The organism is Flavobacterium saliperosum, from assembly GCF_900100625.1.
GTDB lineage: Bacteria > Bacteroidota > Bacteroidia > Flavobacteriales > Flavobacteriaceae > Flavobacterium > Flavobacterium saliperosum.
In genome coordinates, this window is record NZ_FMTY01000001.1 from 320,380 (window position 1) to 342,106 (window position 21,727).

Sequence of the window (21,727 nt, forward strand, 5' to 3'; positions counted from 1 at the left end):
CACTTAAAAACCAGGCTATTAGCCAAAATAAGCGTGCTATTTTCAAGCATGGTCTAATATTATACAATTTCATCTAAATCTAATTTTTTTAGATACTTTCCCAATTATAGATTTTCCACTTGTAATGAATTTTCCATAGCGAGTCATTTTCTTGCACTGAGACACTTCGAGGGTTAAATTACCCGCAGAAAGTTGAAGTTTGATTAAGACCAGTTCGGTTGTTAGCCAAGCGATGAGGTATGCGTCTTCTCCGAGATTGCCAAATTCCTTAAGTTGCGCTCCATAAAACGAAATGAGTTTTTCTTTAATAGCTTCAATTTCTTTCACAAAGATTCCGACACGGTTCGTAGTATCCATCTTTTGTAAGATTATCGATTTTGGGTTATCGATTGGATAGGATGCTAAGTTAAAGTAATTCAAAACAAATGACGGAATATAATGCGCACTCCTACTATTGATTACCAAAGTAGGCTCTGTGGTTGGAATCCAAAATAGATAATCAATCAAATGCTGACCATCTTCAATTTCTGCTAAATTTTTCTCAACAAACTCCACATATTCTTTTGGAGAAACTACTCGGACATTCAATTTTAAAAGCTCAAAGGCTAATTTAGCTTTTGCCCTAGTATTATTATCATGCACAATAAAAATATCACAACTTGTAGCATAGGCGATATGTTCATAGTCTGTCTCAACATTGTCTAAATGGTGACCTTTTTCAATCTTGTCAGGATAAAATCCATGAAAGTCCAATTGTCTGACAAGCGCAATTATTTTATTAAAGAAACTCTTTTTATCTTCTCCTATAAGCATACTTTCAAAAAGTTCCATAAAGTCCTTTTTCTGTAATTTTTGTGCATTTTCATCCAGTGTGTCCATAGGATTGAATCTCTTATCTTTGATTCTGCCACTAACCTTTATGTCTTGTTGAAATCCCTCACGCCATTGTGAATAGCTATCATCTTCGTAGAGTGTGCTTGACATTGTCATAAGATTCTGCATCATGTCTTTCATGGAAATTGTTTCTTCAGTCCCCATAAGACGTTTCACAAGTTCCGAGCTTCTTGTATTTGCAATTTGCTTATTAACTTCTTCTTCATCTGTTTGCTTCGCAGTGAAATTTGGCAATTGAATTTTGAACAAGGAATCTAACATCGATGAAAACGGCTCTAATACTTCCATCATTTTATCAACATTATAATCAAAATCTTCGTGCTCATCATACGCTTCGACATGTTGTCTCATTGATTCCTTTGAATCCAGAAATTGAAATTCCAAAACGTGCTTGATTGTATAGACAATGAATAGCGACTTGGAATATTTTTGAATTTTCTCGAGATGTCCTTCAATTCCTTCCATGCCTACTTTCTTATAGCTTCGATATAAGTCTTTAAGATGTGCGGGAGAATAAGGCAAGATATATTTTGATTCATCTGCCAATATCTCAGTAAGCCTTTTACAGACCTCATCATTATGCTCCAGTCTGCTGAACACATTCCAATCTAAATATACTCGAATCATTACTTTCGCTTTCGAGCAAATTTAAAATTTAATTGACTGGATATGAGATAATTTTGAATTTAATTATCCACAACTTCACCACTATCATAAAACTTTACCTATATTATGCTTTCAAATAATTCAAAATGGCTTAATCCATCTTTCTAAGGAGATTTCCGATTTTGAGCAGTTCTGATTGGTCAACACTATTCATCATTATTTCAACTGGAAACTTTGGAGCTTCAGTCTTTAATACCTCACGGAGCTGGCTGATTGTGATTTTTAATTTCATATCGTTTATTTACCTATAAATAGATGCAACCCTGAAAATCCACCACAAAAAAATCCCAAAAAATTTTTAGCGATTTTCAACCCAAGAAATTTTTAGCACTCTGATTGTAAATATTTGCGCTATACAATTCAGCTACTATCGGAAGGTGGGTAATCGCTGACCATAATCTCAAAAGCTTTGAATCCCTTATGTTTACAGGAAGGAGGGCTGTTGCGGTCTCCAGCACAGGGAGGCAGGGGTCAGATTGGGTCGTTGAGCCATGAGGTGTGAATACACCAACGATTTCATACATTGGTAGCGGCATTAACACCAGGTTTTTGCGCCAAACACTTGTATAAAATCCTGGTTTTTAGTATTTTTGTGTCAGTAAAAGCCAATAGATATGAGCAATAAAGCCGACTTTCAGAATTTCTTCCCAGTTGATAACTCCAGCCTTACAAACCTACATTATGACTTGGTAGCTTCCAAGTTTATGACTGGAATTGAAAACCACAAGCGAACCCAATACAACAATTCAGCATCCAATAGCGCAGTTTTTCCATTAATTGGCGCTATCATCCAAATCATTTTCGGTTTGGTTATCGCAATCTTAGGAATCCTAAAATTTATTTTCAAATCATTACGATAATCGTAGCGCAGATTTTGCGAATATTTGAGCTGAGGAGCAATATGGATTATTTGAATCAATATAATTATTTGTAATTCAGTATTTTATAATAATTTACTAATTTGTATTATTATAATCTACTTATATCTACTTTCTATATCTTCAACACTTACTCTCATATATGTTACTTAGAATATAGTAATACAAATAGTTGTAAACACCAGTAAAATAAGGCAATAACAAAGATTACTACAAAATACACTATGCGCAGATTGCGCTATTAATGTTAAATTTTGTTAATATAGTAAACATAATTTATTAAAATTAAATATTTATTGAATATAGCTTAATATTTACTTGCAATAGGCTTTAAAGAATCGTATCTTTGCATAAATTAAACAATATAACGAGAAATCAACTCTTACAAAATCTTGGTTGCTGATGGGTAGCGCCCGTCAGCTTCTTCTACCAAGTAAAATAACGGAAGGTATAACGTCAGAATGTTGACGAGAGAATAGAAGAATACGAATGTTTGAAAATGAATACATCGCTTTTACGGGCGATACTGGAGACTTTGACTTGCTCCAAAATGATTATAAGTTAGCTGAACTAGCCCAACTTTTTCCGAATGTAAATTCAATCCTGATTCCCAAAAAAGCGGAATACAACCTAAAAAATTACGTTTCTAAAGCACTTTTAAAAGAAATTGACCCCGACACTAACATTGCCGTGGAGAAATGTTTATTGGTGCTGTCTAACTTTGCCAGTACTTATTACACTGAAAACAAATGGAAACCGTTAAGTTCAGCCGTGTTACATGAACAAACCAAATCCAATGACAATACGTTCGTCTATACCAAAATACTGGATGTTCTTAAAACTGGAACAAAGACGGGAGCATTTATCGAAGTAATGACCAATGGTGACGGAGAAGAGACCTATATTGTCGGAGAAAAGTCCAAGCAGTATAGGCTTACAGAAACCTATTTAAAAGCCAAACTAAAGGAATATCTTATCCAAGACGAGGAAATTATCAGACGTAGGAATAAAAGCTACCTAAAGCAGTTAAAAGAAGCCAATAAAAATCCTATATGTGCCAATCTGTTTGATGTTTACCCAGATATTGACTTGCCAACGTCTAAAGAATTGTTAGCCATTGGCAAGCAACTGGTAAAGAAAGGCTATACCACCAAAAAAGGTAAGCGTCTCACGATGCGCAACAAACACGACAACAGCTATTGGAAAGATTATCAAAACAGAAGTTTCGTTGAGGATAACATCGAGCTATTTGAGTTTTTAACCAAAAGAGGATACATGATTCCAACGATTGGTGATGAACGTAGTGGTGGGCGAATCGTTGATAGTTTTACCCTGATGCCTGCATGGATTCGTAATGAAATTACGATAAGCGGTAAAAAGCTATCTGAATGTGATTACTGCACATTACACCCGAATATTGCTATGACATTATATGGAGGTCGCCAAAAATTTCTTACTCATGAGTACGTGGCCGAGATGTCACATATGGACGTGAAGGATGTAAAGCTGGCGCATTTGAGTTTTTTCAATATGAAATTGGAACATATGAAGAACACTCGATTATATAATCATTACAACACACTCGGGGCGGAAATGCTTTATGGAATGTACCACGATAAAAAAGAACATGGCTATAAAATCACATCCAAGAGAATGTTTGCCGTTGAGGTTGCAATTATGACTGATGTTATAAAACATCTGAATTCGATTGGTATTTTCGTCCTGTACGTTTATGATGCATTGCTTTGTGAAGAAAAGGACAAACCCGTAGTAATCGAAACCATGAATCGAATTATACTGGAGCATGGAGTTAAAACAACCGTTAAGGTTAAGGATGAGACCAGCGCAGAAATCGAAGTTGTCAGCGCTATTGAGGATAGGGTTACCAAAGCTGATAATGAGGAAACGATTACTGATATTATTTATCTTAAGCGACTCACAATCGAGGAATATTTTAAACGATTTAGGATAAAATACGGTAGCCATATAACGGAATCCAGCTTGGATATTCATTATAAAGTATTATCAAAGCATTACACTTTTGTCGATGAAATCCCAGACGAACATAAATCGGGATGTGTGGTTGAAACCAATATTGATGGTGTATTTGGGAAAATAAATATTTTTAAATAGAACAGAAACCTCTGACAATCGTCAGAGGTTATTTGTTATTGGTTTTCCTTATGTTATTCAGATAATTAAGAATTGGCTTTACTTTCGCTTCGGAATTTTCTTCCTCTTTTGCCCTAGCTATAATCTTATCAGTACCGTCAATCTTATTAAGAAAAACATTAATCCCAGTGATGTTTTGATTGCTCGCGTAATCGGTCTTTCTAAAACTGATTTTTAAGCCATCTTTTTGCACAGTTTCTAAAAATATCGGGATGAGGTGTTGAAAATCTTTTTGGGAAGAAAAAGTCAAATCATCAATATACCTAGTATAGGTTATGTCATTAGCTTTACAGATTTCAATTAATTTATAATCTGTATCCAAAAAAACCAAATTTGATATATGAGTGCTTGTTGGTGTACCTTGAGGTAATTCTCCTTTCCAAGTAGTTAACCTAGTAGCGTAAAAAGCAAATTGTGTATTAAATCCAAACTTAAGAAATGTTTCATAAACCTTTTTTGAGGTAATTGACGGATAGAAGTCTTTTAAATCAGTTACAAAAACGTATTTTTTTCCTTGATGCGGTTTTGCATTTGTAATATTGCTTTTACCTTTTACTCCACCATGAACATTTTTAGGTAATTCAATTCCTGAAAGGATTCTATCTTTAATTTTTTTTTGAATTCGCTTTAATTGAGGCTTAGAGGGTCTAATAACTCGTTGCTTAATCGTTCCGTCCAAATAAGTTTTAGGCTGCCCAGTCTTTTTATCAGTTTTTGTTTCAATCCATTCATTATAATGGCTATCAATATCCCCAATAATTTTATCAAGCTCTTTTTTTGATTCCCCAATAATTGAAGGTAAAAACAATTTACCCCTACACTCTAAAAAATTCATTCACAAGAGACTTTACTGATGGATTGATAATCTCAAATGCTTTTCTTTTTTCAGGTGAAATATCGTCTTCATTTAACGATAAAAAAAATAAAATTGGTAACGGAATATCAAGACAAGAACTTATTTCTTTTAAAGTCGATAAGTTTGGCTCTTTACTATTGTTTTCAATTTGGGATAAATAAGTTTGTGTAATACCACAAAGAGAGGCAAACTCTGTTTGAGTGTGCCCTTTTTGTTTTCTGATATCTTTTATTACAGTACCTAAATTCATGATTAATTCATTTGGAAAAATTTAAAGGGTGTCGGGGTAATTGAATAACGTAATACTCCTCTCATGACTCATAGCATTAAATTAAAAACCTATTAATGAGGTCAACGATATCTGACACTTCAGATTTGAAATGCTTATCGGTTAACCCTTTTTTAGTCCTTAATCTATTCAACTTTGCTATTGCATCATTTAATAAATTAACGTCATTCTCCGATAGAGAACACTGGTTCGTTGCGATAGTTACTAATACGTTCAGTAAACCATCGATGTTTTGAAGTCTGATTTTTCTAGACATAATAAAAAAAGTTTTAGTGATAGCTTAGTTGCTACCTGCTTCTTTTAACAACTGTTAATCACTAAATGCGTAGACAATGTTCTCTATGCACCGCTTTAAAATCCCTGCTTCTTTTAAAATAGAAGCTTTCATTAAACAATTCAATATCTGACTTATTCATCTTTGACTTGGGTGTAATTTTCACTTACAATCATATCAAAAGGTTCTGATGCTGTGGCGTTAGTGCTACACCAGTTAGTCAAATCGGTATTCTCTTTCCCGTACGTGGATTTTCAAGCTGTGGCGGAGTTACCGCTACATCAGTTAGTCCATCGGGTTCGAGAGCGAATTGTGCCTGAAACCCCAATTAAGGGTTGTTTATTACTAAACAAAAATTTAAAATCTCCATTTAGCGATTAACTTTCAAAACATTTTCAAAGAACTATGATGCAAATATATAAAAAATATTACTATCAGTTAATAAAAATACGCAAAATATTTTTATTTTATTTTGCAGACCCAGAAAAAAGTATTGATAGGCGCAAACAAAAAAGCACGAACCGTTATTAAGCTCATCTTTGATTTATGATGTGCATTGTGTTGGTTTACCTCACGAAGCACAAACCGAATCTGTGAATAAATTTCTATTTACATTTTGTGCCCTAACCAAGCTCCCATTGGGAGCTTTTTGGCTAGGCAATTATTTAAGGTCGTTTTTTGAAAAGCTTTTTCATTTTTCTATCTAACGAAAGAACTTTCCCAGCCTGTACCAAAACTTTCTGTGCTTTTGCAACATCGAACGGGCTTTGATTATCAATTTCTTCTGCTTGTTTAAGTATCGAATCGATTACAGCTTTAGAATTATCTTTTACATAAGGGAGCATATCATTAAATTGCTCTTCCAAATTATTTTTCAGCATATTTATTTCTTAAAAAATTATTTCTTTTTGGGTGGTTTCAATAAAGGTGTATTTCCTGGCGTGTCTTTGTTATCACGTTGACGTTGGTCAGGCTTTCCTGTTGATTTAGCTATCCTTTTTGGTCCTCGTTTAAGTGCCATAATTTTCGTTTTAATTTTATTAATTGTCGTCTCTTCCTAATTGTTGACACCAGCCACATACATTTCCGTTAACTTCAGCCGCTGACATTTCACTCCACGGTATTTCACAACCGCCTCGCTTACATTCATCGTAAACATAGTGGCTAATCGATTTTTCAAAAACAAATTTTTGCTTTTCAGTCAAACTTTCAAACCCTTTATCAACAACCAGCTTCGCGATTCCTTCTTCTTTGGAATCATTTAGTCTTTTATATTCGATTAATTCTTTTACAAACTCATTAAACTCTTCTCCTTCATACCTATTCCTATCCATAATTTAGATATACATTTTAGTGGTTAAACATTTTTTAAATAAAGCCGAGTCTTTATTGACTCGGCTAATTAACGATTAATCTTTTTCCCAAGTTTTTTTTATGCGGCATCCCACATTTGTTTCACTTCTTCACAGATAACCTCAATATCTTTCATTCTATTTGAAATATTCTGCGGAGAAGCTACAATTCCATCTCCAAAAACATCAATTGAAATACACAGTTCTGGCAAAACAATTTCCCCGTTTTTAGCAACTTCTGTTTCCAAGTACTTGTTTAAGGCACAAGCGATATACACTTGTTGCCTTCTGTCAAACGTATTCCCTTTAGAAATATGTATTTTAACTGCACCTAAGTATTTTACGTTGTCAATCACAATCTCAATAATTAGGTCTGGCGACACAATTACCTCCACACCGTTTACAAATATTGATTTGGATTCAACTTTTTTCAGAACACTATATTCATACTCTTTCAGTAGATTTGGAATTTGTAAACCGCAAAATCGCTGCATTGCTTCCAAAGAGACCATCCTGTCACTAACCTGCCTCTTTTTTGTTAATGTTTTGCGTTTCAATTCCTCCATACCGTCCAATATAGGCTGAATATCTCCTTTATTTGCGATTGCTTTTTTGAACCTAGCTCTAGGCATTTGGTAAAATGCAATCTTAAAGGAATTTGGAGTTTTTTGTTGTTTAATGATATTTCTCTTTTTGGCATCTGAGCCTTGAGAAAAATCTGCCAGCTGGTTTAATGAAATACTACATCCCCTCATAATGCTAGCCTTTAGGTGGATGATTATCGTTACCATAACTGTTCTTTTCCCTAATCTTACCATCAGTACCGTGGATTAGAAGTTCTGAACCATTGTTTTTGGCAACAGTTTTACCAATTTCGATAGCCTCTCTCTGCGTATCGACATCTCTGTACGATTTCTGGCTATTCTCTGTTTTGACGGACCATCCGTCACCGTCTTTCGACTTAACAACATGTACATTTTTCCCCATGTGTCTCTAAAATTTTAAAATTAAACATCTTTTTTTTGAAAAAAGTTGTAACTTTAAAAAGAAAATGTACTTTTGCGGTGTCTAAAACAAGAAGTACACTATCCCAAGTTCAATTTTTTTCATAATCTTGGGAAAAGATTAATCGGGTTAGTATTACAAAAATTATACCAATTTTAAATACTGACACATTTTATATTTTATGCTGCCAAAAGGTGGCATTTTCTATTTTTATTTCTGCCACTGACAAAATTACATGGCTACAAAACAATCTTTTGTCAGTTCTCATACAACACTTGAAAACCACCTATAAACAAACCTAACCTTTCAAAAGTTTGTTTTACTCACTTAACCAGCCTTAACATAAAATCTATTAAGTTCATCACACTTAAAATATTGATTGCAAAACAAATACTTTTAAAACTTTTCTCTTTGACTTTAAACAACTACATTTGCGCCAAATTTGAGGACTATCCTAAAATATGGTTTAACACACTTAGTGTCGGCTTTTTGAATTATAAAATAATTGCTTGCAAATCTGCGTAATCAACTATTTTATAATAATCAACCAGAAATTGGTTCGATTTTTCAAAATTACCCGCTACTAAGAAGAGAATCATTTGGTTCTCTTTTTTTTTGAAAAAACAATAATTAGAGATTTCCTTTGATTTCAGGGCTATCTTATTGCTAATCAAAGTCATTCGTAAAAGAATTGCTTTTTTTATTTTACATTTTATGAACACAAAAAAAATTGCAGAATACCGAAAATTGCTTGATGTTACTAAAACAGCAACATTAAAAGAACTGAAAACGATTTACAGAAACAGCATGAAGGAAGATCATCCGGACACTATTGCTGACCCCGTTGAACGTTTAGCCGCTGAGGAAAGAAGCAAATTAATTATTGAAGCCTATCATTTTTTAGTGAGTATCGCGCCGGAAACTCAAGAAAAAGACAAAGACGAATACATCAGAACCACCACCACTTCCAATATTTTGGAGTTTTACATGGATAATGGTGTTTTGTATATCAGCTTTTTAGACGGGAATCAATTTGAGTATTTCGGAGTTCCAAAGAACACGTATATCAAAATGATCAATGCCGAATCACCAAACCGTTTTGCAAAACGTCATATCTTCAACGAATTCACCTATAGAAGCGCCAGCAAATTAGTAGCTGCAGAATAAGCACATTCGCATACAAAATCAGAACCATCAACGAAAGTTGGTGGTTTTTTTTATGTTTTCCATTTTATTTCCATCACATTCTAACAACCAAATAGTAATTACACTACCTTCGAAAAAAAATGACGATGTCGATAGAAAGCAGGGTAAAATTGGTTGAACAGTTGTTTGACAAACTGGAAATTGAAATTACCGAATTCCGGTCTCAAACCAAATTGGGTTGCAATGCGGGTTGCGGAAAATGCTGCAACAATCCTACCATCGAAGCTTCTCCCTTGGAATTCCTCCCCTATGCTTTTCACCTTTTCTTAAACGGAAAAGCCGAAGAGGTGCTGAATGAAATAAATAGCCTTGAAACTGCCATCTGTTACAACTACAAGCCGCTTTCGGTTTTAGATCCTGACAAAGGCAATTGCAGCAGTTACCCATACCGCGCTTTAATCTGCCGTCTTTTTGGTTTTGGCGCCAGCAGCGACAAATACGGTCAGCTTCGTTTAGCCACCTGCAAAATCATCAAGGAAGAACAGAAAGGGAATTACGACAGTTCCACCAACGCCATCAATAACGGACTTTATGTTCCGGTTTTCACCGATTACTACATGAACCTTTCGCAAATTGATTTCAAATTAGGAAACGTTATCGTACCCATCAACAAGGCGATGCAATTAGCTATTGAAGAAGTATTACAGTACTACGCCTACCGACCGATGCCAAGCGGTTTTGACAACTGCGCCTAACGGCATATCCTTTTAAAACAACGAATCCTTTTTTCTATACTCTCCCATTGGAAAACAATGCTTTTTTTGTTCCGTTTATTTTTGTTAAATTTGAGTAAACCAAAAAACAGACTATTTATGGAATTTAATTTTTTAGCAGTATTGGGAGCCGCTCTGGTTACATTACTTGTTGGATTTGTATGGTACAATCCTAAAGTTTTCGGTACCATCTGGATGAACGAATCCGGAATGACCGAAGAAAAAGCCAAACAGGGTAACATGCTCAAAATTTTCGGATTAACCATTTTCTATTCCTTTATGCTGGCCTTTATAATGCCGGCACTTACGGTACATCAAATGGGCGCTTTAGGCATGATTGGCGGTCCTGAATTTGTTGACAAGGCCCTTCCTTCTTATGCTGCATTTATGGCCGATTACGGAGACACTTTCCGTACTTACCAACACGGAGCGCTTCACGGATTCACGTCTGCCATTTTCATAGCATTACCAATCACATGCATTAATGGTTTGTTTGAACAGAAATCGTGGAAATACCTGTTGATTAATGCCGGTTATTGGGTAGTCTCAATGACCATTATGGGAGCTATCATTTGCCGATGGATTTAAAAAATTAACATTTTATTATACTACAATCGCTCTACATTTGTGGAGCGATTTTTTTCTTTGTGAGAGACCATTACCACTATAAAATTTATTCTTCAGTCACAGAACTTCCGGATACCTGGAATGTCTTTGCCGTTGAAAACATTTTTCTTTCCACAGATTACCTGAAAGTTCTGGACACTTCCCGTCCGAAAAACATGACCTGTCACTACATCGGATTGTTTGACAACGAAAAACTGGTAGGCATAGCACTTTCCCAATTTCTCGATTTAAACAAACTGGGTTCGTTTGGAGAACGCGATAACTGTTTCAAGACTTCAGTCCGGAATTTTGTGTTCCGCAATTTTACTTCGCATGTTTTGTTCATTGGCAACAATATGCTAACGGGCCAGAATGCGTTTGTGTTTTCGGATGCCTTGGATATTAAAGAAGGGATTTCAGTATTGCATAAGGCTACTAAAGAACTGCAATCGGTTTTTCGAAAACAAGGCAAAAAAGTACACCTTACCACGTTTAAAGATTTTTTTACAGGGGACCAGGTTATTTTGGATGCTCCGGAATTCCAATCGTTTTACCAATTTTCCACACAACCCAACATGATTTTTCCGATTTCCGAAAACTGGAAAAACGAAGACGATTATGTAAGTGCGCTGAGTAAAAAATACCGCGATCAATACAAACGGGCCCATAAAAAACTGGACGGTATTGAAAAGCGAAAAATGACTTTGAGTGACATCGAAAAACACAATGCAACCATTAACGACTTGTACAATAATGTTGCTAAAAATGCGCCGTTCAATACGTTCTTTTTAGCGGAAAACCATTTTTACGAACTCAAAAACCAATTGGGACATAATTTCCTTTTTTACGGTTACTTTTTAGACAACAAACTGATTGGATTCAACACACTGATAAAAAACGGTGACACGATTGACACCTACTTTCTGGGCTATGACGACGAGCACCAACGCGAAATGATGGTGTATCTGAACATGTTGTATGATATGATTAAGTATTCAATCAAAAAGCAATACAAGGAAATTATTTTTGCCCGAACGGCTTTGGAAATCAAGAGTTCCGTGGGCGCTAAGCCTTTTGAGATGGTAGGCTTCATGCAACACTCCAATCCGCTAATCAATAGATTTATCGGAAAAATTTTCAAATCACTGGAACCGGAAACGGTTTGGCAGGAACGGAATCCTTTTAAGTAGTCGGCAGTGTTCAGACAGCAGATTTCAGATAGCAGACTTCAGATGGTAGTTCCTTAGTTTGCAGATAAAAACCTTCAAAGAATGCCTAAAGTGATTGACTAGCCCCGATGGGAGCGGTATCCTTTTTTTGCTTTCACAAATGGCAAAAAAAGATAGAGCTTCCCGATAGCTATCGGGACCTTTTGCTTCTAAACTATTTACAAAGCATCAATTTCGCCCTGTACTTTTTCCCAATCTTCCAACAACAGATCCAACTCATTTTTTTTCTTTTCGTAGGCCGCAAAAAACTTCGCGTCTTCGATGTGTTTGTCGTAATTCGATGCCAACGCTTTGTCGTCGTTTTGAATGTCTTTTTCCAGTTGCTGAATCTGGCTTTCAATTTTACTCAGACGGTTTTGCAGCGATTTGTTCTTTTTTTGCTCTTCGTAGGAAAGCGATCTATTCTCTTTTGGCGTTTCTTTTTTCTCGACATCCTTCTTTTCCACTTCACGCATGTTTTCCAGTTTGCGTTGTTCTAAGAAGAAATTGATATCACCCAAATATTCTTTTATTTTCTGGTCTTTGAATTCGTAAACGATGTTCGACATGCCCTGAAGGAAATCACGGTCGTGAGACACCAGCAACAACGTTCCTTCGTATTGCTGTAAAGCGGCTTTTAAGACGTTTTTAGACTTGATATCCAAGTGATTGGTTGGCTCGTCCATTACCAACACATTTATGGGCTGTAACAGCAATTTGCACAACGCCAAACGGTTTCGCTCGCCTCCGGAAAGCACTTTCACTTTTTTCTCGACGTCATCCCCACGGAAGAGGAACGATCCTAACATGTCGCGCACTTTGGAACGGTTGGAATCGGTTGCGGCTTCAATCATGGTTTCCAACAAGGTGATTTCGCCATCCAGATACTCCGCCTGATTCTGGGCAAAGTACCCTAATTGCACGTTGTGACCTAACTTAATGCTGCCCTCGTATTCGAATTCGTTTACAATGGCTTTCATGAAAGTCGATTTTCCTTGCCCGTTCTGCCCCACGAAAGCGATTTTGCTGCCGCGTTCCACCAACAGGCTGATGTCTTTTAAAATGGTTTTATCGCCATAAGCTTTGGTTACGTGTTCGGCTTCCACTACCACTCTTCCGGGTGTAACGGAAACCGGGAACGAGATATTCATTACCGAGTTATCGTCTTCATCGACTTCAATACGCTCCACCTTATCCAGTTTCTTGATTAAGGATTGCGCCATGGACGCTTTGGAGGCTTTGGCACGGAATTTTTCGATTAGCTTTTCAGTCTCTTCGATTTTCTTGGCCTGATTCTTTTGGGTTGCCAATTGTTTTTCGCGGATTTCCTGACGTAACACCAGATATTGCGAATACGGTTTGTTGAAATCGTAGGCTTTTCCTAAGGAAATCTCTATGGTTCTGTTGGTAACATTGTCCAGGAACATCTTATCGTGGGAAACGATTACCACTACGCCGGGGAACGTGCGCAGGAAACCTTCCAGCCAGATGATACTTTCGATATCCAAGTGGTTCGTTGGCTCATCCAGCAGTAATATGTCGTTACTTTGTAATAGTAATTTCGCTAATTCGATACGCATTCTCCAACCTCCCGAAAACGTATCCGTCTGATTATTGAACTCTTCCCGTTTGAAACCCAATCCCAAAAGAATTTTTTCGGTTTCACCTACGTAATTGTATCCGCCTAAAATCTCATAATGATGCGTAACGTCGCTTAATTGTTCAATTAATTCGGAATAGCTTGCACTTTCATAATCGGTTCTTGTGGCTAACTGATGGTTGATTTCGTCGATTTTCAGTTCGGCGCGTTTGATTTCTTCGAAAGCCTGATAGGCTTCCTCCAAAACGGTTCTGCCTTTCACAAAATCGATATCCTGACGCAGGAAACCTATTTTCACTTCTTTCTCTGTGGCGATACTTCCGGAATCCGGAGCGAAATCACGCGACAAAATTTTAAGCATGGTCGATTTTCCGGCACCATTCTTTCCGACAAGACCAACTCTATCCCCAGCACCCAAACGAAATGTTACCTCTTCAAACAAGTACGTACCACCAAAAGAAACCGATAAATTGTGTATATTAAGCATAAATGTGACAAATGTTACATAGGTAAATTCTTAAATGAAGTACCTTTACATAAAAATTTATGCAAATGTTAAAAAAAGGATCCAAACTAAACAGCATTTTAACAGGAAGTTGTCCTAAATGTCAGGAAGAAAGCATGTATTTGGATAAAAACCCGTACCATTTGTCGAAAACCATTAAAATGCACGACACATGCAGTCATTGTGGCACCCGCTATAAAATTGAGCCTTCGTTTTTTTACGGTGCGATGTATGTGAGTTATGGCGTGGGGATTGCTTTTGGCGTTGCGGCTTTTATCATCAGTCATTTGTTTTTGGGCGCCAACCTGAAAGTTTCCTTTATCGCGATTATCGGCACCCTGATTTTCTTTATGCCGGTAATTATGCGATTGTCCCGAAATATCTGGATTAACATTTTTGTGCATTACGATAAAGACTGGAAGAATAAAAAGTAATTATTTCTTCTTTTTATCGAATCGTTTGATGTCGATCTGGATGTCTAATGGCATTTCCTTCTCAATATGACCGAATAGATCTTTTGCCAATGAAGGGCCGAGCATTACGCCGCGCGTGCCCAATCCGTTCAAGACATGCAACCGTTTGTGCACCGAATGCGTTCCCACTAAGGGGCGGCGATCTTTAACGGTAGGACGCACACCGGCGAAATGATTCACAATTTCAAAATCACAATCGATTAACTCTTTCAGGTTTTCGATTAATTCCTTTTTCCCTTCCTCGGTGGGCGTGTCGGTTTTATCCTCCCAATTGTAGGTAGCTCCCACTTTAAACAAATCATTTCCTATGGGAAGGATAAATATGCTTGATTTCAGAACCACGTCGAGATTTAAATCCGATGCTTTTATAATCAGCAATTCCCCTTTTGTACCATCCAGAGGCAATTCATTGAAATAAGGATTGTGTTGTAATCCGAAACCTTCCGCAAAGATGATGTGTTTAGCAACAATGTCTTTGTATTTCACCGCATTTTCCAGGAATTGAATTTGAGAATAATCAAAAGTTTCCTTTAATAACCGCTGTTCAGATTGCAGATAATCGGCATAGGCACTAATAAAAACCGCCGTATCCACGTAACCCGTATGCAGTACTTCACCGAAACCGAAATCGGAAGCAATGGACTGGTATTGCTTTTGGATAATTCTTGTGGACAGAAATGGGGAAAGATTGGGTTTGTCGGCTGCCTGAAACCAATTGTTCTGTTCTTCAATGGAAGCGAATTTACGATAGACGGGGATTTTATGGTCGAATATGACTTTCAATCGCGCTTCGATTTGGGCATAAAAAGGGATGCCGTATTCCAATTGCTGACTGGCTTGCCACACCTGACTGAAACGTTTTAAAATAACCGGATTATATAATCCGCCGGCCACTTTAGATGAGGAGGAAGAAAAATCTTCCACAACGAGAAAAGACTTTCCGTTTTGGAAAGCAGTTTCCGCAAAACAAATTCCGGCGATACCGGACCCAACAATTAAATAGTCTATCATGGTACAAAAATAAAAAACTCTCACCGTAATGGTGAGAGTTTTTATATAATTAAAAAGAATTTACTAGTAGTTCCACATATCCTGTTCGAAGTTGCGGATTTTTTCTTTTACACGCTCAGATTCCAATAACTGCATCTGAGAGTTTTCTTTCATGTAGTCTTCAATTTTTCTATCTCCGTACACATTCTCCTCTTTATAAATCACGGCACTGAAACGACGTGCATTTAACAAGTGGTCGAAGGTAAGCGGCATAGCTGAATTCTTGTCATTGAAAGCTTTGTTTTCATGTAACACATCACGAATCGAAGGGAAATACACCCAGAACAATTCGATTACATCAGGATTTTCTGCTCCGATGTCTCTCGCTTCCGGAGAAACAGGGCAAATACCCAACATTCTGTATTTCAATTCACCTTGTCTTTTATCAAAATACCAGTAACCTTTAATTTTATAACCTGCAATGTCAATACCAGTCAAATCTCTAGTGTCAATGTACTGAGGATCCAAAATCTTTCTACCTTTCATGTAATCGTCATAATAGGTATTGATTTCGTCACGACCAGCCTGCGTAGTATCCACATACTTGAAGGAAGAAGCCATATCCTTAAGAGTCTTCTTAGTATTAAAATAATCATCAGTATACACTTCTGTTATTCTTCCCGTTTTAATGCCTTTTATAAGAACATCAAACAAAGAGCGTCTGTCGCTACCAATGTTTACAGAATCAATTGGATAATACAAAGGAAAATTCACTCTTTCGTCCAAGTCAATAATTTCCCATGTAGCCTTACCCATAAGGATATCACGATCGTGAACGTATCCGTAAGGTAGCGGCTTGTCATTATCCGCATTCATTTGCGCAGCAGTCTTCTTCCCGATTTCATCAGGAGTTTTTGCATTCAACAAGTTAGACTGTGCGAATGATGTATAGCTTCCCGCTACTGCAAAAATTACTACTAAAAAGTTTCTCAATTTCATGTTCTAAAATTAAAGTTATCTAAGTTACAAGTACTTAAATTATTATTGAATTTCGTATACAACCGGTGCTGTTTTACCAGTCATAATGTTAGCAGTTACGCCAATGATTTTTGTTTTAATATCAGAAATTGTAACCTGATCACCACGTCCAGCTCTTGCTAAAGCGGCTTTACATTGAGCATTAACTCTGTCTCCATTTACAATTACCGCTGCTTGACCAGGAACTTTAAAAGTAAACTGAGTTACTTGGAAATTCAAGTCATACAAGAAATCTGGTAATTTAGCAGAAATTTGAGACACTTCCAATCTGGATTTAGCTCCTTTAATAACTCCCATCTCACCTCCGATTGCTCCAATTGGCGCAGGAATGTTTTTAATACGGAACGTTTTCTTGTCGGAAACGGCTTTACCGTCAGGTAATTTACCAGTAACACTTACAGTTACTTCTGTTCCTGAACCAGGGTTTAGATTATAAGTACCCGGCTTAGAAGCTCTTGTTAAACCAGGAGCGGAAGCAGATACTTTGTCATCTGAAATACCGGCAAATGAAATTGTCATTGGGTTAGGTAAACCTCTATATACAACATTCATCTTATCAGCAGAAATGTTAGCCGAGTTTGGTCTAGGCACTACTACGTAGTTACCTTCAACCGGGATATCAACAGGTTTTCCATCCTCAATGAATGTGAATTTACCAGTAATATCATGCTCACCAACGTTACCTGAACCGAAACTAAAGTTAACCTGACCGTCTTCTAAAGCAGTACCAAGATTTACGGCAGAACCGTTAATAGTAACCGCAGTTGGTACTGTTGATTTGTCATAACGACCCAATACAACTTTACCTTTAACAGCCTCTCCAGCGAAGAAAGCAGATTTTTCAGTAATTACAATAGCCTTGTAGTTTTTCATCGAAGCTGCTTTTGCAGTCGTGTTACCAATTAAAGCGTTATAAATATCTTGCTCTGTTTTCTTAATATCACTCTGAATAGCTGATAATTTTGTTAAAGAAGCGATGGCTGGGAACCCCTTGAAGTGGTAATCTAAATATTTCTTAGTAATACCTTCTCCATCTTTAACATCACCAGTATTGAATTTAGCGTTGATATCATCAACAATAAATTTATACTTAACATCATTTCCAACTACAGCAATTAGACCTTTTTTGAATTTATCAAAAGCTCCGATAATTTCATTTCCTTTTGCCGAATAACCGTCTCCGCTAAACCAAGCTTCGTCAATCTGATCCCCTTTGTCCATTGATTCGTATGGTAATTTACCATTTTCTTCTTTCTCAATGTCTTTAGTGATATCCTTTTTTAAGTTTTCAACATAGTTGTAAAACTCCTGAACAACAGGTTTAACTTGTTTTGCTTTTTGAAAAGGCTCTCCAAACTGAGCAGAGTTTTCTCCAGCTTTAGACTCTAATTGTCCGTATAAACTTCCGTTATATTCTTCAGAGAACTTATTAACGCCTTCGAATTTTTCATTCATCAAACCGAAAGCCGATAATACTTCTTTTGACATGTTTAATGCCAACATAGCGATGAAAACCAAGTACATTAGGTTAATCATCTTTTGTCTAGGACTTAATTTTCCTCCTGCCATTTGTTCTAATTAGTTTTAAAAATTAATAATAATAATGAAACTAATTAGCCTCTGTTACTCATTGCAGAAAGCATTCCGCCGTACACATTATTTAATGAAGATAAATTCGCAGTCAATGATTGCATTTGATCTTTCAATTTCAAGTTGTTTTCAGCAACTTCTTTGTTGATTTCAGCGTTACGAGTAGCGCTTTCCAACTGTACTTTATACATACCGTTTAAAGTTTCCAATTGTGTAGCAGCCATACCCATTTCTTCTGCATATTTCTTTTGAGAAGCAATTGCATCTACTGTAGGAGAAATACTTTTAGCAGCACCTTCGAAATTTTTGATACTGTTCCCTAAGCTAGCCATTAACTCACCGTCAATTTTAGCTTCCTTCAACATGTTGTCTAATTTTTGAGATAACAAACCTTGAGCATCAGCCGGGTTTTCTTTTTTAGCATCTCTTTTTTTAGCCTCACCACCAGCTAATTCAGGATAAACCAAAGACCAATCTAATTCTGTTTCAGTTTCAAAAGCTGACAAACCGAAGATTAAAGCTTCTGTTCCTAAACCAATGATAAGGAAAGTTCCCGCTCCTGGCCAGTGCATGATTTTAAACAATGCTCCGATAATTACTACTGCTGCCCCCATACCGTAGGCGAAACTCATCACTTTTTTTGGAATTAATGCCATAATAAATAAATTTTAGTTAGTTAAGTTAATATAAAAAATTGGTTAATTTAATAAGGGTTATTTTGGTTCTGTTTTAGTATTACTTGTTCCCATGTAATCCTGAACAGTTCTGAATCCGATATATGATCTCGCTGAATCCGCATACTCATAATCACGAGTACTCACCTGCAAGAAATAAGCAACATCTTTCCAAGAACCACCACGCGTAACTTTTCTTTGATTCGACAAGTCCGGTACATTAGGGTTCATTGTAGAAACATATTCGTAAGCTGCAGGATCGTATGAAGAATCCGTCCATTCAGCAACGTTACCAGCCATATTATACAAATGGTATTCATTTGGCTCGTACGATTTAGCCTCTACAGTATACAACGCTCCGTCAGCGGCATAATCACCACGATTCGGTTTGAAGTTAGCCAAGAAACATCCTCTGTCATTTTTAGCATAAGGACCACCCCATGGATACGTTCCAGACTCAAGACCACCTCTTGCAGAATATTCCCATTCCGCTTCAGTTGGCAAACGGAATGAATTCACCTGATCTCTTCCTTTTTTCTTTTTGATGTAGGAGTTTTTATTCATTGTTCTCCAAGCACAAAATGCTTTAGCTTGTTTCCAAGAAACCCCAACTACAGGATATTCCCCATAAGCTTGGTGCCAGAAATAGTCATTATGCATTGGCTCATTGTAAGAATAAGCGAAATCTTTAATCCAAACGGTTGTATCAGGATAAATCTGAATATTCTCCGTCTTGATGAATTTACTTCTTTTTGTTCTGCTGCTTCCAACCGATTTGTCCTTAGCCGCAGCCTGAATATCCATCCAAGAATAACGGAATTTCAATTTAGAAACATCAAATGTTCTTAACCCGTTGTACGATTCAGTTGCAGGCAAATACAAAGAATCCATCACTTCCACATAATGTTCATCCGGGTATTTTTGCTGATCGTTATGTAACTTTACTTTTCTGTTCAAACGTCTTCCCGCATACGGATCCTCGTCTGTACCTACACTATAATAGTTCTCATACATGTATTTGTCGTAAGCAGACATTTTCGCAGGATCCTGATCCTTAAACGCGAAATCACCGATACTTCCAGCTTTTCCACCTGTACCTCCACCTGGCTTTATACCCTGTTCATCAGCAAGTATAGCCAATCTTGTTCTGGTAATTGAATCCTTCACCCATTCCACAAACTGACGGTACTCACTATTTGTTATTTCAGTCTCATCCATATAAAATGAACGAACGGTAACAGTTTTAGTTGGCGCATCCTGAACATTAGCTAAATCATCGTCTGATTTACCCATAATAAATGCACCTCCAGGGATTAAAGTCATACCATATGGCTTCTCTGGATGCCATTTTCTTCCTTTAACTCCTACTAGTTCACCTCTGTCGTTTTTGTGACAACTACTAAAGAACAATGAAACAAGTGCTGTAAACGCTATGAACTTCTTCATATAAATCTGGGTTAATTATATATACATATTTAAGGGCGTAAACCTATTTATTTATTTTCTAAAAAACAATTTTTTTCCTAAAAAAAACTTAAAAAAATCAAATTGTTACAAAATACATAGGTTTATCGCTATTTAATCTCATTATATTAAATTTTTCATCTGTGCTTTCCACCATCTTTCAGGAATCTCCTGATTGGTAGCGCCCACATAATCATCATAAGTGCATGGTAATAACGTACTTCTTCTTAATTTATTGTTAAGATTCGATAAAAATGGTATTTCTATCCACCATCTTTCCGTTTTATCACTTTTATAGAAGATCAATTCTTCCTCTTCCAAAGGAACAATGTATTTCAAATAGTCTTCTTTTACCCCAAAAGGATACTCTTTGGAACGGTAATGGAATCCTTCGATAAAATACCATATTACCTGTGCCGCCAAAACCGATTCCGCCTTGGAATTGTTGTGATTAAAAACCCCAAAAGAAGTTACTTTATCACTGATTCCCGAATAGCGCGAAAGTACACAAATTTCTTTTCCATTGAATCCGTTGGGAATAAAATTCACAAAATTTCCGGAATCTGATGATTTTACCGAATTCAGATCCAAAGACACCAAATCCGCATCACGAAACACCGGTTCTGCAATCGCGGGATTATTACAAACCTCCCCTAAGCGATAAGCGTCAAAATATAATTTTTCAATCAGATCGATTTCCTCCTGTGAATTGAAATACGTCTGATAACCGATATTGCTGTAATTAAACAAATTATTAGGCTCTTCCACAATCATCGATGATAAGAAAGACTCGGCCGGCAATCCGTTTTCTTTGGCGAAATCAAATTTACTGTCCACCGACACCACATTTACCATTTGTTCCAACTGATCATACGCACGGTACATCGCATAGGTCAAATCCTGCGAACCGCCAATTACAATCGGAATCACCTTATTCTTTATCAGATGCGCGACCGCATTTTTCAATACATAATAGGTGTCTTCCAAGGAGTTTCCGGGTGCGATATTTCCTAAATCAACAATCTGCGCTTCCCAGTTTCCGGGGAACAGACTGTAAAATTCCTGACGAATATGGGTCAGATCGGTTTCATAATTTCCTTCCCCCAACCCGCGACTTTCCAAAACACCAATGATGGCAATGGATGCTTTTTCGATATTCGGAAAATCGGTTTCGGAATGAAAAACCACTTTTTTACCCAAAGTCTGACTGCTCAAGCCTTGAACAAACTCAAAAAAATCAGCATCCAGTGGCTGGAAAAAATCAAATACCATAA

Annotated in this window: 21 protein-coding genes; 7 read left to right on the plus strand and 14 right to left on the minus strand. The window is 36.7% G+C overall.

All coding sequences use genetic code 11. From position 1 onward, the window contains the following. Positions 1-69: 69 nt before the first annotated feature. Positions 70-1,521, minus strand: coding sequence for a hypothetical protein (locus BLQ05_RS01530; protein ID WP_023575375.1), 1,452 nt, complete (start codon positions 1,519-1,521; stop codon positions 70-72). Between the two features lie 653 nt (positions 1,522-2,174). Between BLQ05_RS01530 and BLQ05_RS01540 the strand changes: the two genes are divergently transcribed. Both BLQ05_RS01540 and BLQ05_RS01545 read left to right on the plus strand, forming a co-directional pair. Continuing rightward, positions 2,175-2,420, plus strand: coding sequence for a hypothetical protein (locus tag BLQ05_RS01540; protein WP_035653861.1), 246 nt, complete (start codon positions 2,175-2,177; stop codon positions 2,418-2,420). Positions 2,421-2,927: 507 nt separating this feature from the next. Continuing rightward, complete coding sequence (locus BLQ05_RS01545; RefSeq protein ID WP_023575377.1) at positions 2,928-4,571, plus strand: hypothetical protein; 1,644 nt, start codon at positions 2,928-2,930, stop codon at positions 4,569-4,571. 28 nt (positions 4,572-4,599) lie between these two features. Here the strand turns inward: BLQ05_RS01545 and BLQ05_RS01550 are convergent, their stop codons facing one another. From BLQ05_RS01550 to BLQ05_RS01580, 6 genes are all read right to left on the minus strand, one after another. Then, complete coding sequence (locus tag BLQ05_RS01550; RefSeq protein WP_051365712.1) at positions 4,600-5,445, minus strand: reverse transcriptase family protein; 846 nt, start codon at positions 5,443-5,445, stop codon at positions 4,600-4,602. Then, positions 5,426-5,716 (minus strand): helix-turn-helix domain-containing protein, encoded by a 291-nt coding sequence (locus BLQ05_RS01555; protein WP_023575378.1) that lies wholly within the window; start codon positions 5,714-5,716, stop codon positions 5,426-5,428. Before BLQ05_RS01555 ends, BLQ05_RS01550 begins: the two co-directional genes overlap by 20 nt. 978 nt (positions 5,717-6,694) lie before the next feature. Further along, on the minus strand, positions 6,695-6,910 hold the full coding sequence (locus BLQ05_RS01565; protein ID WP_023575380.1) for a hypothetical protein: 216 nt from the start codon (positions 6,908-6,910) through the stop codon (positions 6,695-6,697). A gap of 159 nt (positions 6,911-7,069) precedes the next feature. After that, entirely contained in the window at positions 7,070-7,363 is a 294-nt protein-coding gene (locus tag BLQ05_RS01570; RefSeq protein WP_023575381.1) for a hypothetical protein, read from the minus strand. Positions 7,364-7,461: 98 nt separating this feature from the next. Beyond that, positions 7,462-8,172: a hypothetical protein gene (locus BLQ05_RS01575; protein WP_023575382.1), complete on the minus strand. Its 711-nt coding sequence runs from the start codon at positions 8,170-8,172 to the stop codon at positions 7,462-7,464. Continuing rightward, complete coding sequence (locus BLQ05_RS01580) at positions 8,141-8,368, minus strand: DUF2188 domain-containing protein (RefSeq protein ID WP_035653871.1); 228 nt, start codon at positions 8,366-8,368, stop codon at positions 8,141-8,143. The genes BLQ05_RS01575 and BLQ05_RS01580 overlap by 32 nt, the downstream gene beginning before the upstream one ends. Before the next feature lie 732 nt (positions 8,369-9,100). On the opposite strand from BLQ05_RS01580, the gene BLQ05_RS01590 reads away from it, so the two are divergent. The 4 genes from BLQ05_RS01590 (at position 9,101) to BLQ05_RS01605 (ending at position 12,101) form a co-directional block, all read left to right on the plus strand. Beyond that, positions 9,101-9,553 (plus strand): KTSC domain-containing protein, encoded by a 453-nt coding sequence (locus tag BLQ05_RS01590; RefSeq protein ID WP_023575384.1) that lies wholly within the window; start codon positions 9,101-9,103, stop codon positions 9,551-9,553. A gap of 125 nt (positions 9,554-9,678) precedes the next feature. Further along, on the plus strand, positions 9,679-10,287 hold the full coding sequence (locus tag BLQ05_RS01595; RefSeq protein ID WP_035653875.1) for a YkgJ family cysteine cluster protein: 609 nt from the start codon (positions 9,679-9,681) through the stop codon (positions 10,285-10,287). Positions 10,288-10,404: 117 nt separating this feature from the next. Beyond that, a complete protein-coding gene (locus BLQ05_RS01600; protein WP_023575386.1) occupies positions 10,405-10,893 on the plus strand; it encodes a DUF1761 domain-containing protein in 489 nt (162 codons plus the stop codon). A gap of 59 nt (positions 10,894-10,952) precedes the next feature. Beyond that, entirely contained in the window at positions 10,953-12,101 is a 1,149-nt protein-coding gene (locus BLQ05_RS01605) for a GNAT family N-acetyltransferase (RefSeq protein WP_023575387.1), read from the plus strand. A gap of 197 nt (positions 12,102-12,298) precedes the next feature. Here BLQ05_RS01605 and BLQ05_RS01610 read toward each other — a convergent pair whose 3' ends face one another. Beyond that, on the minus strand, positions 12,299-14,206 hold the full coding sequence (locus BLQ05_RS01610) for an ABC-F family ATP-binding cassette domain-containing protein (RefSeq protein WP_023575388.1): 1,908 nt from the start codon (positions 14,204-14,206) through the stop codon (positions 12,299-12,301). Positions 14,207-14,271: 65 nt separating this feature from the next. On the opposite strand from BLQ05_RS01610, the gene BLQ05_RS01615 reads away from it, so the two are divergent. Beyond that, on the plus strand, positions 14,272-14,658 hold the full coding sequence (locus BLQ05_RS01615) for a DUF983 domain-containing protein (protein ID WP_023575389.1): 387 nt from the start codon (positions 14,272-14,274) through the stop codon (positions 14,656-14,658). Here BLQ05_RS01615 and BLQ05_RS01620 read toward each other — a convergent pair whose 3' ends face one another. The 6 genes from BLQ05_RS01620 to BLQ05_RS01645 all read right to left on the minus strand — a co-directional run bounded on the left by BLQ05_RS01620 (position 14,659) and on the right by BLQ05_RS01645 (position 21,725). Next, positions 14,659-15,708, minus strand: coding sequence for an NAD(P)/FAD-dependent oxidoreductase (locus BLQ05_RS01620; protein ID WP_023575390.1), 1,050 nt, complete (start codon positions 15,706-15,708; stop codon positions 14,659-14,661). It lies immediately after the preceding gene. 63 nt (positions 15,709-15,771) lie between these two features. Further along, a complete protein-coding gene (gene porN, locus BLQ05_RS01625) occupies positions 15,772-16,686 on the minus strand; it encodes a type IX secretion system ring subunit PorN/GldN (RefSeq protein WP_035653878.1) in 915 nt (304 codons plus the stop codon). A gap of 42 nt (positions 16,687-16,728) precedes the next feature. Then, entirely contained in the window at positions 16,729-18,294 is a 1,566-nt protein-coding gene (gene porM / locus BLQ05_RS01630) for a type IX secretion system motor protein PorM/GldM (protein ID WP_035653884.1), read from the minus strand. A 44-nt stretch (positions 18,295-18,338) separates the two neighbouring features. Continuing rightward, the gene (porL, locus tag BLQ05_RS01635; RefSeq protein WP_023575393.1) at positions 18,339-18,971 is read right to left on the minus strand and encodes a type IX secretion system motor protein PorL/GldL; all 633 of its coding nucleotides are present in this window, start codon (positions 18,969-18,971) and stop codon (positions 18,339-18,341) included. Positions 18,972-19,028: 57 nt separating this feature from the next. Beyond that, positions 19,029-20,435, minus strand: a complete 1,407-nt coding sequence (gene porK / locus BLQ05_RS01640; protein WP_035653886.1) for a T9SS ring complex lipoprotein PorK/GldK — start codon at positions 20,433-20,435, stop codon at positions 19,029-19,031. 141 nt (positions 20,436-20,576) lie between these two features. Further along, positions 20,577-21,725, minus strand: a complete 1,149-nt coding sequence (locus BLQ05_RS01645; RefSeq protein ID WP_023575395.1) for a formimidoylglutamase — start codon at positions 21,723-21,725, stop codon at positions 20,577-20,579. Between the last annotated feature and the right edge of the window lie 2 nt (positions 21,726-21,727).

What these genes read in the sequence shown, in the direction of transcription:
- BLQ05_RS01530 (WP_023575375.1), bottom strand. Translation starts at nt 1,521, where the DNA reads ATGATTCGAGTATATTTAGATTGGAATGTGTTCAGCAGACTGGAGCAT.
- BLQ05_RS01540 (WP_035653861.1), top strand. Translation starts at nt 2,175, where the DNA reads ATGAGCAATAAAGCCGACTTTCAGAATTTCTTCCCAGTTGATAACTCC.
- BLQ05_RS01545 (WP_023575377.1), top strand. Translation starts at nt 2,928, where the DNA reads ATGTTTGAAAATGAATACATCGCTTTTACGGGCGATACTGGAGACTTT.
- BLQ05_RS01550 (WP_051365712.1), bottom strand. Translation starts at nt 5,445, where the DNA reads ATGAATTTTTTAGAGTGTAGGGGTAAATTGTTTTTACCTTCAATTATT.
- BLQ05_RS01555 (WP_023575378.1), bottom strand. Translation starts at nt 5,716, where the DNA reads ATGAATTTAGGTACTGTAATAAAAGATATCAGAAAACAAAAAGGGCAC.
- BLQ05_RS01565 (WP_023575380.1), bottom strand. Translation starts at nt 6,910, where the DNA reads ATGCTGAAAAATAATTTGGAAGAGCAATTTAATGATATGCTCCCTTAT.
- BLQ05_RS01570 (WP_023575381.1), bottom strand. Translation starts at nt 7,363, where the DNA reads ATGGATAGGAATAGGTATGAAGGAGAAGAGTTTAATGAGTTTGTAAAA.
- BLQ05_RS01575 (WP_023575382.1), bottom strand. Translation starts at nt 8,172, where the DNA reads ATGGTAACGATAATCATCCACCTAAAGGCTAGCATTATGAGGGGATGT.
- BLQ05_RS01580 (WP_035653871.1), bottom strand. Translation starts at nt 8,368, where the DNA reads ATGGGGAAAAATGTACATGTTGTTAAGTCGAAAGACGGTGACGGATGG.
- BLQ05_RS01590 (WP_023575384.1), top strand. Translation starts at nt 9,101, where the DNA reads ATGAACACAAAAAAAATTGCAGAATACCGAAAATTGCTTGATGTTACT.
- BLQ05_RS01595 (WP_035653875.1), top strand. Translation starts at nt 9,679, where the DNA reads ATGTCGATAGAAAGCAGGGTAAAATTGGTTGAACAGTTGTTTGACAAA.
- BLQ05_RS01600 (WP_023575386.1), top strand. Translation starts at nt 10,405, where the DNA reads ATGGAATTTAATTTTTTAGCAGTATTGGGAGCCGCTCTGGTTACATTA.
- BLQ05_RS01610 (WP_023575388.1), bottom strand. Translation starts at nt 14,206, where the DNA reads ATGCTTAATATACACAATTTATCGGTTTCTTTTGGTGGTACGTACTTG.
- BLQ05_RS01615 (WP_023575389.1), top strand. Translation starts at nt 14,272, where the DNA reads ATGTTAAAAAAAGGATCCAAACTAAACAGCATTTTAACAGGAAGTTGT.
- BLQ05_RS01620 (WP_023575390.1), bottom strand. Translation starts at nt 15,708, where the DNA reads ATGATAGACTATTTAATTGTTGGGTCCGGTATCGCCGGAATTTGTTTT.
- porN (WP_035653878.1), bottom strand. Translation starts at nt 16,686, where the DNA reads ATGAAATTGAGAAACTTTTTAGTAGTAATTTTTGCAGTAGCGGGAAGC.
- porM (WP_035653884.1), bottom strand. Translation starts at nt 18,294, where the DNA reads ATGGCAGGAGGAAAATTAAGTCCTAGACAAAAGATGATTAACCTAATG.
- porL (WP_023575393.1), bottom strand. Translation starts at nt 18,971, where the DNA reads ATGGCATTAATTCCAAAAAAAGTGATGAGTTTCGCCTACGGTATGGGG.
- porK (WP_035653886.1), bottom strand. Translation starts at nt 20,435, where the DNA reads ATGAAGAAGTTCATAGCGTTTACAGCACTTGTTTCATTGTTCTTTAGT.
- BLQ05_RS01645 (WP_023575395.1), bottom strand. Translation starts at nt 21,725, where the DNA reads ATGGTATTTGATTTTTTCCAGCCACTGGATGCTGATTTTTTTGAGTTT.